This window comes from Candidatus Limnocylindria bacterium (assembly GCA_036523395.1).
Classification (GTDB): Bacteria; Chloroflexota; Limnocylindria; order P2-11E; family P2-11E; genus CF-39.
Genome location: DATDEH010000035.1, coordinates 1 through 13,656, shown reverse-complemented (window position 1 = coordinate 13,656; position 13,656 = coordinate 1). Strand labels below are relative to the sequence as shown.

The window sequence follows — 13,656 nt, the reverse complement described above, 5'->3', positions numbered from 1 at the left end:
GTCGCGACCTCGCGAACGATCCGCGCGTCGTCCTCGAGCGCCATGTGCGCATCGTCGCGGTGGAGCAACAGGATCGTGAGGATGTCGTGCGGCAGCTCCTCCGCGGCGAGCTCGCCGCGCCCGACGCGTGCGATGAGCGCGGCCCGCGTCGCCCACGCGGGCCGGACGAAGTCGCGCGCGAACTCCGCGTACGTCGCGCGCACCAGCGCGCGGACTGCGTCCGGGTCCTTCGCATCGAGGATCGCGCTGCCCTGCGAGAACGCGTCGACATGTCGGACGAGGGTCCGGAGATCGTCGAGATCCGCCGCGTCGTACTCGATCCCCGCGCGACGCGCCGCGAGGACGACGCTGAGCATCTCTCCAATGGGGAACAGGTCGACGCGCTCCCGATCGATGAGGACGTCGAGCAGATCGTTCATCACCCGCGGGAAGAGGTCGCGCTCGTAGAGCCGCAGCACGTCGGCGCGGAACTGCGTGTTCTCGACGCGTCGACGCGCGCGATGGACGGCGCCGTGCGCGATCGACACGATGCCGCTGCGGATGTTCCCCTCTTCATACGACCGCTTGTCGAAGCTCCGCGAGAGGTTCGGATCGAACAGCGCGGCGCGGATGTCCTCGTACTTGTCGAACTCGATCGACGCCGTGAACTCGGTGAGCAGGCCGTCGTCGCTCACACCGCGTTCCCTTCCGCGTCCAGGACGCGGACCGCGCCCGTCGGGCACGACCGCACGACTTCGGCGAGGAGCTCGAGGCCGGCGGTGCCTGCGGCGGGCTGCGGCACCGAGACGCCGCGCGACTCATCGATCCGGAAGCCGCTCGGCAGGATGCGCACGCACTCGGCGGTGCCGATGCAGAGGTCCGGACCCACGCTGACCTGCATGGTCGTCACAGTGACACCTGCGCGCTCACCGCGGGCGATTGTGCACCGAGGTTCCGCCACGCCGCGCGCACCGCGAACAGTCCGACCGGAACGAAGAGCGTCGCGGCGAGCAGCGCGGCGGGCACGCCGAACGTCGCGGCGATCGCGCCCGCGGCGAGCGCGGTGAAGGGGCGGTTGCCGAGAAGCGCGATCTGGTGGAACGACATCAGCCGACCGCGGATGTGATCTGGCACCTCTGATTGCAGCGCCGCGGTGACGACGGGCAGGCACAGCGCGAAGCCCATGCCGATCGCGATGAGACCGACCGCGGCGACCGCCAACGCGGTCGCCGCGCTCGCGACCATCAGGCCGCACGCCTGGAGGACGAGGCCGAAGGACGCGACCGTGCGCGCCACGTCGCGGCGCCGGAGAAGGGTGAGGACGAGGATCCCGCCCACGTAACCGAGGCCCTGCGCGGCGATGACGAGCCCCGCGTCGCTGCTCGGGCGGCCGAGCCGTTCCGTCACCAGCACCGGTGCAGTCGTGCGAACGACCTCGCTGATGGCGCTCGTCATCACGACGGCGAGAAGAACAAAAGCGATCCACGGCTGTGTCCGCACGTACGCGGTGATGCTCTGACGCGCCAGGGACGCGCGGGTCGCGGCGGTCTCCAGCGACCCGCCCAGTCCGTGGCGATAGAGATAGACCATCGCGATGATCGGCGCGAGGAACGTCGCCGCGTTGATCGCGAATGCCCACGCGTAACCGCCCGTGGCAAGCACCAGTGTGGCGAGCAGCGGCCCGACCAGCTGACCGGTCATGAACTGCAGTGTGTTGAGCCCGACGGCCTGCGGAAGCTCATCACGCGTCACGAGCGCGGGCAGCATCGCGGTGAGCGCGGGCTTGGCCACGGCCCAGGACGTCTGCAGCGCGAACGCGGTCGCGATGACATGCAGCTCGGTCGCCGCGCCCGCGAACGTGAGCAGCGCCAGGCTGACGGCGAATACGCCGGAGATGACCTGCGTCGCGATGACGATGGCGCGGCGGTCTCTGCGGTCCGAGATCACGCCACCGGGGAGCGAGAACAGCACGATCGGGATGAAGGTCGCGAAGTTGAGCACGCCGACGGCGAACGCGGAGCCGGTACGGTCGTACACGAAGACGGACCCCGCGACCGCCTGCAGCCACGTCCCGACGTTCGAGAGGAATCCGCCGGTCCAGTACACCGCGAACGGGCCCTGTCCGAATATCCCCAGCCGACGTCGCGCGCCGATGGCGAGGCTCACTGTGTCAATCTAAACGCGTCGGACATCAGCCGAGGGAGAGAACACATGCGACTCGAAGGCAAGACGATCCTCGTCAGCGGTGCCGCGCACGGCATCGGGCGCGCGTACAGCGAACGGCTCGCGGCCGATGGCGCGAACGTCGCGCTGCTGGACATCGACGGTGCGCGCAACGAAGAGGTCGCGGCCGGCATCCGCGCGAAGAAAGGCAAGGCCATCGCGATCAAGACCGACGTGCGCGATCTCGCGGCCTTCGAGCGGGCGGCCGCCGGGGCCGCAAAGGAGTTCGGTGGCATCAGCGGGCTCGTGAACAACGCCGGGATGCTGAACGTCATCCCGATCACGCGCTGCAACTTCGAGGACATCCCCGACGCCGAATGGGATCAGGCCTTCACGCTCAACACCAAGGCGGCGTGGTACGGATGCAAGTCGGTGCTTCCCTACCTCCGCAAGTCGGGCGGCGGGAGCATCGTGAACATCGCGTCGAGCACGGTGTTCCGCGGCGTCCCGACGCGCGCCCACTACGTCGCATCGAAGAGTGCGCTCATCGGGTTCAGCCGCACGCTCGCTCGCGAGCTCGGCGGCGCGTGGATCCGCGTGAACGTCGTATGTCCGGGCAGCACGCTCAGCGAAGAGGAGCCGAACGAGGAGACCGTCGCGATGCGCGAGGCGCCGGTGAAGGTCCGCTGCCTTCAGCGGGTCGAGAAGCCCGGGGATCTGGTCGGCACGATCGCGTTCCTCATGTCCGACGACAGCGAGTTCATCACCGGGCAGACGCTGCTCGTCGACGGCGGGAGCGCGTTCAATTGACCTGACACGCGTCGACTAGCGATGCAGCTCCGGGCGCCAGACGTCATAACGGTGCTCGGCGACGCGGATGACCTCGCCGAGTACGACGCCGAAGATGCCGAACAGGACGATGCCCAGCATCACTCGAGCGGTGTCGAGGAAGACCCCGAAGAAGCCGATGTAGTAGCCGAGGCCGACATTCGCTGAGAGGAACTCCGCGCTCACCACGCCGACCAGCGCGCGGCCGGCGCCGATCCGGATGCCACTCAGGATGTACGGGATCGTGCTCGGGAGCGCGACGGTGCGGAAGGCGAGCCAGCGCGAGCCGCCGAAGCTCCGAGTGATCTCGAGATGGCGTCGCGCGATCGACTGCACGCCGGTGAACGTGGTGACGACCACGGCGAAGAACGCGGAGAGGAACACCACGATCACCTTCGACTCGAACCCGATGCCGGCAATGAGGACGATGAGCGGGATGAGCGCGACGTTGGGCGTGGCATTGAGCCCGGCAAGCAGCCCGTTGAAGAAGTAGTCGACCCGGCGGAACCAGCCGATCGCGAGACCCAGCGGGATGCCGATCGCCAGTGACACCAGGAAGCCGACCGCGAACTCCCCGGTGCTCGCTGCGATGTGCGGCCAGATCGTGCCGTTGCCGAAGTCAGTGACCGCGGCCCTCCAGACCGACGACGGCGCGCTCACCAGAGACTTGCGGAAGATCCCGGTGTTCGCGGCGACCTCCCAGAAGACGATCAAGCCGACGAAGCCGGCGACCCCGTAGAAGACGCGTTCGTTCCCCGCGCGCAGGCGCGCGAGCCACTGACCGGGCGCGGGGCGCACAGCGATCACGATGCCGCGTCCGGCTGCGGGGCCTGCGTCTTCCCGTATTGCCCCGCGATGAGTCGCCAGATCTGCTCTTCGTACACCGCGAATGCAGGAGTCCGCTTCACGCTGAGATCCCGTGGCCGCGGCAGGTCGATCTGGATGTCAGCGATGACGCGGCCGGGTCGGGCTGCCATGACGACAACCCGGTCCGACAGATACACCGCCTCGTCGATCTGATGCGTGACGAAGAGCACGGTCTTCTTCGCGGCGTTCCAGATCCGAAGCAGCTCCGCCTGCATCATCTCGCGCGTCTGCGCGTCGAGCGCGGCGAATGGCTCGTCCATCAGGAGGATCGCCGAGTCGACCGCGAGGGCGCGGGCGAGGTTCGCGCGCTGCTGCATCCCACCCGAGAGCTGGTACGGGTATTTGTCGTCGAACCCCTTGAGCCCGACGAGGTCGATGAAGGGCGCGGCGCGCCTGCGCGCTTCGCCGCGCGGGACACCCGCGCACACCAGCCCGTAGGCGACGTTGTCGAGCACCGAGTACCACGGGAAGAGCGCCGCGTCCTGGAACACCATGGCGTCCTCGCGTCCCTTCGCCACACGGTGCAGCTTGATCTCGCCGGCCGTGGCTGGCAGCAGTCCGTTGACGATCTTGAGGAACGTCGACTTCCCGCAACCGCTCGGCCCGAGGAGGCTGACGAATGCGCCGTCGGGGACGTCCAGGTCGATGTTGTCGATCGCGAGCAGGGCGTTCCCCGTCCCGCGATCCCGGTACTGCATCTTCACGCCGCGCGCGCTCAGGGCGAGGTGTTCGGTCCTCACGTCATGCCGCCTCTTCCAGGTCGATGCTCGGGCGCCAGCGTTGGAAGTAGCGCTCGGCGATACCGATGCCCTCGGTGAGACCGATCCCGAGGATCGTGAAGATGAGGACGCCGAAGAGCATCCGGTCGGGCTGCAGCGTCGCCGCGGACCTCGCGACCATCACGCCGAGGCCAGAGGTCTGTGCGTAGAACTCGGCGATGATCACTCCGGCCAGCACGCGACCGACGGCGAGGCGGATGCCGCTCACGATGAACGGCAGCGTCCCCGGGATCACGAGCGACGTGAAGATCAGCCGCTGCGGCGCTCGGAAGCTGCGCGCTACGTCGAGGAACTGACGATCGACGGTCCTCACGCCCTCGACGGTCGGCAGGACGATCGAGAAGAACCCTCCGAAGAACACGATGATCGTCTTCATCTCGACGCCCAGACCGGCCCACAGGACGACCAGTGGGATGAGGGCAACACGCGGCAGAGCGTTGAAGAAGTTGAGCCACGGGTCGAACGTCAACGACACGCGGCGGTACCACCCGATCGCGATGCCGATCGGCACGCTCGTGACCAGCGCGATGAGCGTGCCGAGGCCGAGCTCGACCGCGCTGATCTTCACGTCCTCCCAGAAGCGCGGCTTCTGCACCTCCGCCACGCCGGCCGTGAGGACGTCGAGCGGCGAGCTGAAGAAGAACTTGTCGATCAGGCCGGCATCCGCGCCGATCTGCCACGCGGCGACGAATGAGACAATGCCGGCCGCGCTCAAGACCGCGCGCTCGTTACGGCGATACCAGCGCGCCACGGGATTGCGGCGCTTGGGCACGCGCGCGTGGATGACGCGGAAGGCCGTCTCGGTCATCGCGCCGTGGCCTCGAGCTTGCCCTGCACCTTCTCGTATCCGCCCCAGAGCGCTTCGTAGAAGTAGCGAATGCCGAACTCGATCCGCAGCGTCCGTGTGCGCGCGTCGGAATCGTTGAAATGCTCGTGCACCGTCATGCGTGGCGGGACGTGCACGGCGTCGCCCTCTTCCCAGTCGTAGCGCTCGCCGTCGATCAGCGAATAGCCGCGACCCTCGAGGACGTACAGCATCGCCTCGGTGTGCGCGTGCTTGTGGCTGCTCGAATGCGGCGTCTCTTCGAAGATGTTCGTCATCGCGGCGGCCTTCGCGCGGAATCCGTTGGTCTCCTCGCTCGGGCTCTCGCTGCCGCCCATGAGGATCCATATCCCGGCATGCCGGTGCGCGCCCTTGTCCTTCTTCGTCGGATGCGCGTGACCCGCCAGGCGCCGCGCCTTCTCGTCCAGCGCATCCTCGATGTGGAGCGCGATACGGCGACCGTCGGCGGCGAACTGGGATGACTCCGCCGGGTATCGCCGCGCGAGCTCGGCGTAGCCCTGGCCTTTCTCTTCGAGCTGCTCGAGCCGCCCAAGCTTGACGGCGAAATCGAGCTCGGGGGTCAGCGCGGAGACATAGAAGGCAGGAGATTTCCCGGTGTTCACGTGTTGATGCTCGGCGCGATACGGGACGTGGAGCGTCGTGCCTGCCTTCCAGTCATAGCGCGCGCCGCCGATGACGCTGAAGCCGGTGCCGGCGACGATGTGGATCGCCTCTTCGCCGTGCACGTGACGACCGGTGCGCGATCCAGCGGGGATCTCCGCTTTGACGAGCGCGGTGCCCTGCGTCGGGAAGCCCGCTGCGTCGCCGATCAGCATCGCCGTGCGCGCATCCTGAGGCGTCTCGATCCACTCGAGATCGCGACCGCGCGCAACGACGGGACCACGCCCCACCTTCGCCTCGAGCTGCGCACTCTCGCGCAGCCAGGCGCTGTAGAAATCGCTCACCGCCCGATGGTATGGCGCGACGAGAGTCAGTCGCCCGCGGTGACCGCTTCGCGCGCCTCTCCGCTGGAACCCGGAGCGTCCTCGAGATACCTCACGCTGTCGTAGCCCAGCAGCTTGAAGAGCCGGTTCTGCGCCGACAGCACGACAAGGGGCTCCGCGCCGGTGTTGAACTGCTGATGAACGGTGTTCTGCGGAACGTAAAGCAGGTCACCGGCCGAGAACTCCCAGCGCGTCGGCTCCTTGGCGATACGCGCGTAGTAACGGTCATCGATCTCGGCCTCGACGTCCCACTGAAGGCTGTAGCCAGTGCCCGAGATCACGTAGACCGCTTCGTCCGCCATGTGCCAGTGCTTTCCCGAGCGCCCGCCGACCGGGATCTCCTGCTGGTAGAGGTCCAGGCTGTGCGTGCGCGCGTCGGTGCGTTCCTGGTCGACGATCTTTCGCACCCGGCCGTCCCGCGTGGTCTCCCACTTCGTGTCCGAGGGCTTGATCACCTTCTTCTTCGATTCCCACCCGGGACTCCAGAGCTGTGACCACTCCTGCCGCGGACCGAAACCGGCCTCGTTCGCGAACGGTGCGGATCGTCCCTGCTGGATGAGGCCCAGGACCATCCACGAGGTCTTTGCTTTCAGCACCAGCGCGAGCGCGCGCTCGGTCGTGGAGCGGTTGTGGTGCTTGTGCTTGCTGTCGGTGTGGACGATCACGAGGTCGTCCTTCTCCCAGTCGTAGCGCTTCCCGTCGTGGATCTCGTAGCCCTTGCCCTCGAGGATGTAGAAGTGCGCCTCGTTCTGGTGGCCGTGACCGTGATTCGTCCCGCCGGGCAGGAGCTCGACGAAGTGGACCTGCAGCGTCTGCGTGAGGAACGGCTCGTCGCCCGGCCCAAGCATCCACCAGGTGCGCGACTGCTTGGCGTCGGAATCGCCCGAGTGACCGACGCTCGCGTCGTCGGTGACCGTGCCGGCGCGACGGACGCGCGGAACGCTTCGCTGCTTCCTGCGGAACTCATCGAGCCCATATGTCTCCGAGCCGAAGCCACGCAGAAAGGTGCGGCCGTCCTCGCCCAAGTCGATCTCCTCCGGATGTGATGAAGGTCGCGCTTACGCCGTTGGTCCAATGGTATGACGTTTCCCCAGTCCGGCGGCCGCGCGCGTCGTCGGGCTCGAAACAGCGACCGCGAGCCAGGCGACCAGGCTCAGCACCGCGATGATCTGGAACATCGCTGGGATCCCGAACGCGCTCGCGATCAGTCCACCCAGCGCCGGTCCCACGATCGTTCCGATATCGAGCCCGGAGTTGTAGATGCCCGATGCGAGCCCGACGTCCCGCCCTTCGTTGCGAAGCTCCGCGACGGTCGCGGCACTCGTCGCGCGCAGGACTCCTCGCGCGAGACCGGAGACGACGAAGACCGGCACGAGGATCGCGAGAGAGCTCGAGAGCGGAAGAGCGAAGGCCGCCGCGGCGGCGGCGACGACGGCGACGAGGGTCACGCGGTGGTAGTCGACCGCACGAAGGAGCACCACGCCGGTCGAGCGGATGAAGATGGCTGAGCCGCTCTTGATCGCGCGCAGGAGGCCGACCGTCGCAAGCGAGATCCCGATCGTCGGTGCGAACACCGGGAAGAAGGTGTCGACGCTGTCCATCAGGACGTTGAGGTACAGGACGATGACGAACGCGAGCCAGACGCGGCTGTCGAGTCGGAGGCCGGCCGCGAGAAGACCGCGGAGCCCGCTGCCGCGGTCGGATGGGAACGGCGCGGCCTCGACGGGGGGCAGCGCCATCACGGCCACCGCCGCGACAAGCGGCAACAGCCCGATGAGGCCGAGCGTCGCCGGGATCCCGATCGTGTCCGCGAGCGCGCCTCCGATGAGCGCGCCGGTCGCATACCCGGTCGAGTTCGCGGCCGTGTACCACGCCATCGAGACACCGGCCCGACGACCGCCGCTCACGTCGATCGCGAGCGCGAGGCCGAGCGTCCCGAGGCTGCCGAACGCGAAGCCGTGGAGGATGCTCAGTCCCGCGACCACGAGCGGCGCGCCCGCCGCGAACGCGAAGCCGCTCGTGGATAGCGCGAAGGCCACGAGCGCGAGTGCGAACTGCCGCTTCACGCGATCGGCCCGGTAGGCGACGCCGACGGGCAGGCGCGAAATGAGCTGGAGCGCGGCGATGAGCGCTGTCAGGAATCCGATGAGCGACAGCGTGTAGCCGTAGCCCGCCAGATACGGCGGGTACGTGATCTCGACGGTCCCTTTCGTCGTCGTGATCGCGGCGGCGATCAGCAGCACGGCCATGAAGGGTCGAGCGATGGTCGGCACGGTCGCGCATTATGTGTGCGTGAGGACAGAGACCGTGCATTTCTACAGTGGCGGTGCGCGGCTTCGTGGCTTCCTGCATCGACCCGATGTCGCCGCGGATCGGCTTCCATTCGTCGTGCAGGGGCCGGGCTGGCTCGGTCTCGCTGACGCAAAGCTGTACGCGCCGTATCACCAGGCGTTCACCGACGCCGGCTTCGCCGTCCTCATCTTCGATTACCGCGGCTTCGGCGAGAGCGAAGGCGACCGCGGCTTCATCTCGCCGACGTGGCAGCTCGAGGACTGGCGCAACGCGATCGCCTACATGCGCTCGCGATCGGACGTCGATGGCGAGCGCGGCGCGATCTTCGGCAGCGGTGGCACCGGCGGCGGCAATGCGGTCCTCGTCGCGGCGGCTGAGCCGGACATCCGCGCGACGATCAGTCAGGTCCCGGTGAGCGACGGACGTGATTGGCTGCGCCGCATGCGCGGCAGCGACGCTGAATGGAACGAATTCCTCGCGCGGGTGGAGGCCGATCGGCGCCAGCGCGCCGCCACGGGGATGGGCGTCCTCGTGCATCCCCGGGACGAGATCATGATCCAGACCGCCGAGCGCCGTGCCAGTACCGTGAAGGCAGATGTAGACGCACGCATCCCGAGCGCCGTCCCGCTGAGCTGCGCCCAGGCGATCATCGAGTATCGACCGATCGACGTCGCGCCCGCCGCGCACGGGGTCATGATCGTCGCCGTCGAGGACGATGCGGTCACGCCGACCGACCACGCGAACGCCCTGTTCGCAAGGTGCGGCACCCCGAAGAAGCTCGTGATGCAGCGCGGGACGACGCACTACGCCGCGTACAAGCAGTACGCGGCTGAGGTGATCCCGATGATGGTGCGCTGGCTCCGCGTGCTCGTGCTCAAGGAGAGAGAAACGGTGGTCAAGAACGCCGAGCCCTTCCGGATCTCCGAAGAGGTCATCGTGGGCACCGCGGCGCCGGAAAGAGCGCCGGCATGACGCACGACATCGTCATCCGCGGAGCGAAGGTGGTCCTCGAGGAAGGGACGCGCCAGGCCGACATCGCGATCGACGGCGAGCGCATCGCTGCGGTGACGGGGGCCGGCGCGGCGCCTAAGGGCAAGCGCGAGATCAAGGCGGATGGCCTCGTCGCGCTCCCCGGCCTCATCGACATGCACTCACACCACCGCGAGCCCGGCTTCAGCCACAAGGAGGACCTGGCGGCGATCGGCCGGCAGTGCGCGGAGGGAGGCGTGACGACGTCGGTCGCGATGCCGAATGTGAACCCGCCGCCGACGACCGCCGCGAACCTCGACGAGATGCTCGCGCTCTACCGGCAGCGCGCGATGATCGACTACAACGTCAACGCGTCGGGCGTGCAGCTCGACGAGATCCCGAAGCTCGCGGAGCGCGGCATCCTCGCGTTCAAGATCTTCATGGTCGTCGACACGGGCCGCTCGTACCCGCATATGCCCGGCATCGGCCTCCACGAGCACGGCGAGCTGTACAAGCGCATGAAGGCGGTCAAGGCCACGGGCCTCCCCCTGATGATCCATCCGCATGACCAGTCGCTGATGGACGCGATCGAGCGCGAATACTGGGACCGTGGCGAGCGCGATTACGCCGCGTACGCGAAGGCGTACGCGCACGACGACGGGGTCATCTGGGACACGGCCGTCGCGTTACTCCTGCGGCTGCAGGAAGCGACCGGCGTGCGACTGCATCTGCTGCACACGCAGACGAAGCGCGTCGTCGAGATGCTGCGCGCCGCCAAGGCGGCGGGGCGGACCGTCTCCGCCGAGGTGAACCCGTGGTGCTTCTGGCTCGGCAATGACTGGAAGAACATCGAGCGGCTCGGCTCGTACGCGCTGTCCTACTACGTCGCGCCGCATCACTCGAAGGCGGTGTACGACGGTTTCCGCGACGGCACCGTCGACATCATGGCCACCGACCACGCGCCACACCTGCGCGAAGAGAAGGAACCAGGGTGGAAGGACGGGTGGAAGGCGCACACCGGCACTCCGTCGGAGCAGTTCTATCTCTCGCTCCTGCTGACCGACGTGAACGACGGCAAGCTCCCCCTGGAGCGCGTCGCCGATGCGACGGCGACCCGACCCGCGAAGCTCTTCGGTCTCTACCCGCGCAAGGGCGCGATCCGCGTGGGGGCCGACGCCGACATCGTGCTGGTGGACCTCGCGGAGCGCCGGACGATCCGCGACGAGGACGTGCTCAGCAAGTGCGGCTGGACGCCCTACGCGGGGCGTGAGGTCCGCGGCGTCGCGCGGTATACGTTCCTGCGCGGCGAGGCGATCTACGACGACGGGAAGATCGCCGTGCGCGACGGCTACGGAAAGCAGGCGGTGCGCGCGGCCGACCACGTCGCGGCTCGAGCCTAGGACCGCTCTCCGCCGCGCGGCATCCGCTCACCGGCGGGCACCCTTATGGCGAGGTGGTTCTCTGGCGGCGGGATCGGGCAGTTGTAGTGAGGTGAGTACGCGCAGGCCGGGTTGTACGCGCGATTGAAGTCGAGCACGTAGCGACCGCCGGCCGCAGACGATACCTCGACGTAGCGCATGCGGTACGACTCTCGTCCGCTGGTGGCATCGGTGAAGTACACCTCGAGCGCATCGTGCGCGACACCGGGCTCGTTCATATGCAGCGCCATCACGCGACCGGGAACGCCCGCGACGTCGAAGCGGAGCCACCCCGCGCGCGTCGCCGAACGGTCCCGCTCGCGCGTCGAGCCGATACGCAGGTCCGCCGGGTCGCGCTCGAGCGGCACGATGAACCGGTACTTCTCGTCGTAGGGAAACCATTCGGGCGCCACATCGGCACGAGGCGCCTCAGCATCCAAGACGACGACGGCCGGCATGTTCTGGTGCGAGAGACGCAGGCGATAGCGGCCGGCCTCCACCTCGCGGGGGCCGCTGAACGCGCCGTCGACGCGGAAGCCATCGCTCAGCGCCTCGATCACGTGACCGTGGAGGCGCAGCGCCTCCCCGACGGGGAGCTCGTGCCTCGCGACGGCGGCGAGATATGAGGACGGACCGCGCAGCCACGCTTTGAAGTCCTCGCGCGCTCTCTCTGCCGCGCGCGCCTCGTCGGTCAGCGCTGCGGCTCCGGCCCGGTCCAGCGCCGGAAGAGCGAATGCCCGATGTCGAGCTGGTCCAGCGCCTTTCCGACGCTGTGATCCACCAGGTCCATGAGCGTCGTCGGCTTCTGATAGAAGCCGGGCACTGGCGGCAGGATGACCGCACCGGCGAGCGCGAGCTCGTGCATGAGCCTCAGGTGGTTCGCGTTGAGCGGCGTCTCGCGCACCATCAAGACAAGCTTGCGCCGCTCCTTGAGGTGAACGTCAGCGGCGCGCACGATGAGGTTGTCGTCGAGGGCGTTCGCGATCGCGGACATCGTCCGCATGCTGCAGGGCGCGACGAGCATCCCAGCGGTGAGGAACGTCCCGCTCGCGAGGGAGGCGGCGAGGTTCTTCTCGTCGTGCACGACATCGGCGAGACCGACGACGTCGTCGAAGCTGCGGTCGGTCTCATACGCGATGGTCGCCCGCGCGCCGGACGACACGATCGCGTGCAGCTCCACGGAGCGATCCTGGCGGATGACCTCGAGGGCCCGGATCCCGTAGATCGCGCCCGACGCGCCCGAGAGCGCGACGACGATGCGGCGCGGGGCGCTCACGCCCGGCGGCGCTGCGTGCGGACCAACCGCGGCGCGGGCAGCGCGGCCGCTTGCTGTGGCTCCGCACGCTCGGCGAGGCGCCGGCGCAAACGCTTCTCGAAGTCCGAAAGGTGCACGATCATGATCTCGCGCGCTCCCTCGCTGTCGCGCCGGCGCACCGCCTCGACGAGCTCCTCGTGCGCGCGCTGCGTCGCGCGGCCGGATTTCTCATCGCGCACGTCGCGGATGCTGGGGACCAGCAGCTCGCGGTACGCCGCGACGGTCGCGTACAGGACCTCGTTGCCCGCGGCGCGCGCGAGCTCGACGTGAAAATCCATGCTCGCGTCCGCATGCGTGATCGGCTCGCGGAGCAGCGGGCGCGCGCGCTCGACGTTCTGCTGGAGCCGGCTCACCGCCGCCGCGTCCGCGCGCTGGGCGGCGAGCTCGGCGGTCGCCGCCTCCACGATCTTGCGTGCCTCGGCGAGCTCGGACAAGGTCATACGCTTCAGCTTGATCAGTGTCGAGATGGACTCGGCGACACGGTCGGTATTCGCTTCCTCGACGAACGCCCCACCGGTCGCGCCGACCTTGACGCGAATGAGGCCGCGCGCCTCGAGAACGCGCAGCGCGTCGCGCACGGTGATGCGGGAGACGCCGAACTGCTCGGCGAGCTCGCGCTCCGACTGCAGGCGGTCGCCCGGGGAGAGCTCGGTCGCGAAGATGGCGCGCTCGATCTGCGAAACGATCTCGCCCGAAACGCGCGCCTGGCGCACCGGGGTGAACACGAACGGAATGGTATGACCACTCTTGGCGTCCGGTCGCTTAATCAAGATCGTCGAGGCGACCGGCGATGCGTGCGCGCTCGACCGCGTCGTTCCAGGTCTTGAGGCTCACCGACCGCTGCACGAGCCCCGCGCGGACGCGCGCGATCTCGTCGGCCGTGTACTCGCGGGGCTTGCCCATCGAGGCGGAGAGGATCAGCCGCTCGGCGCTCTCTTCGAGGAACAGGGCAGCGGTGACGCAGTCCGGGATGTCCTCGCCCAGCACCACCGCTCCGTGGCCGCGCAGGAGCGCGGCGCGCGACGCGCCCAGAGCCTGCGCGACCGCCTGGCCGAGCGCATCCGTCCGGACCAGCTCGGGATCGTCGTACACCGGGACGGTGCCGCCGAACCACGCGCCTGCATTTGAGGCGACGATGAGCGGCCGGCCCGCGACCGCGAGCGCGGTGGCGGCGCGTGGATGGAAATGCGCGACGCTGCCCGCGTCACGGCGCGCGCGA

General features: G+C 68.5%; 16 protein-coding genes. 3 read left to right on the top strand and 13 right to left on the bottom strand.

Features of this window, described 5'->3' with window-relative positions; translation table 11 throughout:
* The 3 genes from VI056_03915 to VI056_03905 form a co-directional block, all read right to left on the bottom strand.
* A partial coding sequence (locus VI056_03915; protein HEY6202166.1) for a hypothetical protein occupies window positions 1–674 on the bottom strand: 674 nt, incomplete at its 3' end.
* The gene (locus tag VI056_03910; GenBank protein HEY6202165.1) at window positions 671–880 is read right to left on the bottom strand and encodes a ferredoxin; all 210 of its coding nucleotides are present in this window, start codon (window positions 878–880) and stop codon (window positions 671–673) included. The genes VI056_03910 and VI056_03915, both read right to left, overlap by 4 nt.
* A gap of 5 nt (window positions 881–885) precedes the next feature.
* Entirely contained in the window at window positions 886–2,145 is a 1,260-nt protein-coding gene (locus VI056_03905; protein ID HEY6202164.1) for an MFS transporter, read from the bottom strand.
* Between the two features lie 45 nt (window positions 2,146–2,190).
* Between VI056_03905 and VI056_03900 the strand changes: the two genes are divergently transcribed.
* On the top strand, window positions 2,191–2,952 hold the full coding sequence (locus VI056_03900) for an SDR family oxidoreductase (protein ID HEY6202163.1): 762 nt from the start codon (window positions 2,191–2,193) through the stop codon (window positions 2,950–2,952).
* 15 nt (window positions 2,953–2,967) lie between these two features.
* Here the strand turns inward: VI056_03900 and VI056_03895 are convergent, their stop codons facing one another.
* From VI056_03895 to VI056_03870, 6 genes are read right to left on the bottom strand one after another with little or no spacing between them, the layout of a single operon-like run.
* Window positions 2,968–3,777 carry an ABC transporter permease gene (locus VI056_03895; GenBank protein HEY6202162.1) on the bottom strand — a complete coding sequence of 270 codons (810 nt, stop codon included), beginning with the start codon at window positions 3,775–3,777 and terminating at the stop codon, window positions 2,968–2,970.
* Window positions 3,774–4,577, bottom strand: a complete 804-nt coding sequence (locus VI056_03890) for an ABC transporter ATP-binding protein (GenBank protein HEY6202161.1) — start codon at window positions 4,575–4,577, stop codon at window positions 3,774–3,776. The genes VI056_03895 and VI056_03890 overlap by 4 nt, the downstream gene beginning before the upstream one ends.
* A gap of 1 nt (window position 4,578) precedes the next feature.
* Window positions 4,579–5,424 (bottom strand): ABC transporter permease, encoded by an 846-nt coding sequence (locus VI056_03885; GenBank protein HEY6202160.1) that lies wholly within the window; start codon window positions 5,422–5,424, stop codon window positions 4,579–4,581.
* The gene (locus VI056_03880) at window positions 5,421–6,404 is read right to left on the bottom strand and encodes a cupin domain-containing protein (protein ID HEY6202159.1); all 984 of its coding nucleotides are present in this window, start codon (window positions 6,402–6,404) and stop codon (window positions 5,421–5,423) included. Before VI056_03880 ends, VI056_03885 begins: the two co-directional genes overlap by 4 nt.
* 26 nt (window positions 6,405–6,430) lie before the next feature.
* On the bottom strand, window positions 6,431–7,468 hold the full coding sequence (locus VI056_03875; GenBank protein HEY6202158.1) for a cupin domain-containing protein: 1,038 nt from the start codon (window positions 7,466–7,468) through the stop codon (window positions 6,431–6,433).
* A 33-nt stretch (window positions 7,469–7,501) separates the two neighbouring features.
* Window positions 7,502–8,716: an MFS transporter gene (locus VI056_03870; protein ID HEY6202157.1), complete on the bottom strand. Its 1,215-nt coding sequence runs from the start codon at window positions 8,714–8,716 to the stop codon at window positions 7,502–7,504.
* Window positions 8,717–8,735: 19 nt separating this feature from the next.
* Here VI056_03870 and VI056_03865 point away from each other — a divergent pair, with 19 nt between their 5' ends.
* The gene (locus tag VI056_03865; GenBank protein HEY6202156.1) at window positions 8,736–9,707 is read left to right on the top strand and encodes an alpha/beta hydrolase; all 972 of its coding nucleotides are present in this window, start codon (window positions 8,736–8,738) and stop codon (window positions 9,705–9,707) included.
* Window positions 9,704–11,104, top strand: coding sequence for a dihydroorotase family protein (locus tag VI056_03860; protein HEY6202155.1), 1,401 nt, complete (start codon window positions 9,704–9,706; stop codon window positions 11,102–11,104). Before VI056_03865 ends, VI056_03860 begins: the two co-directional genes overlap by 4 nt.
* Here VI056_03860 and VI056_03855 read toward each other — a convergent pair.
* The 4 genes from VI056_03855 to VI056_03840 form a co-directional block, all read right to left on the bottom strand.
* On the bottom strand, window positions 11,101–11,682 hold the full coding sequence (locus VI056_03855; GenBank protein ID HEY6202154.1) for a DUF1684 domain-containing protein: 582 nt from the start codon (window positions 11,680–11,682) through the stop codon (window positions 11,101–11,103). The genes VI056_03860 and VI056_03855 overlap by 4 nt on opposite strands.
* A 131-nt stretch (window positions 11,683–11,813) precedes the next feature.
* A complete protein-coding gene (locus VI056_03850; GenBank protein HEY6202153.1) occupies window positions 11,814–12,398 on the bottom strand; it encodes a UbiX family flavin prenyltransferase in 585 nt (194 codons plus the stop codon).
* Window positions 12,395–13,162: an FCD domain-containing protein gene (locus VI056_03845; GenBank protein ID HEY6202152.1), complete on the bottom strand. Its 768-nt coding sequence runs from the start codon at window positions 13,160–13,162 to the stop codon at window positions 12,395–12,397. The genes VI056_03850 and VI056_03845 overlap by 4 nt, the downstream gene beginning before the upstream one ends.
* Window positions 13,163–13,199: 37 nt before the next feature.
* A partial coding sequence (locus VI056_03840; GenBank protein ID HEY6202151.1) for a class II aldolase/adducin family protein occupies window positions 13,200–13,656 on the bottom strand: 457 nt, incomplete at its 5' end.

Coding starts and splice junctions, on each gene's coding strand:
- VI056_03910 (HEY6202165.1), bottom strand. CDS start 880: ATGCAGGTCAGCGTGGGTCCGGACCTCTGCATCGGCACCGCCGAGTGC.
- VI056_03900 (HEY6202163.1), top strand. CDS start 2,191: ATGCGACTCGAAGGCAAGACGATCCTCGTCAGCGGTGCCGCGCACGGC.
- VI056_03885 (HEY6202160.1), bottom strand. CDS start 5,424: ATGACCGAGACGGCCTTCCGCGTCATCCACGCGCGCGTGCCCAAGCGC.
- VI056_03860 (HEY6202155.1), top strand. CDS start 9,704: ATGACGCACGACATCGTCATCCGCGGAGCGAAGGTGGTCCTCGAGGAA.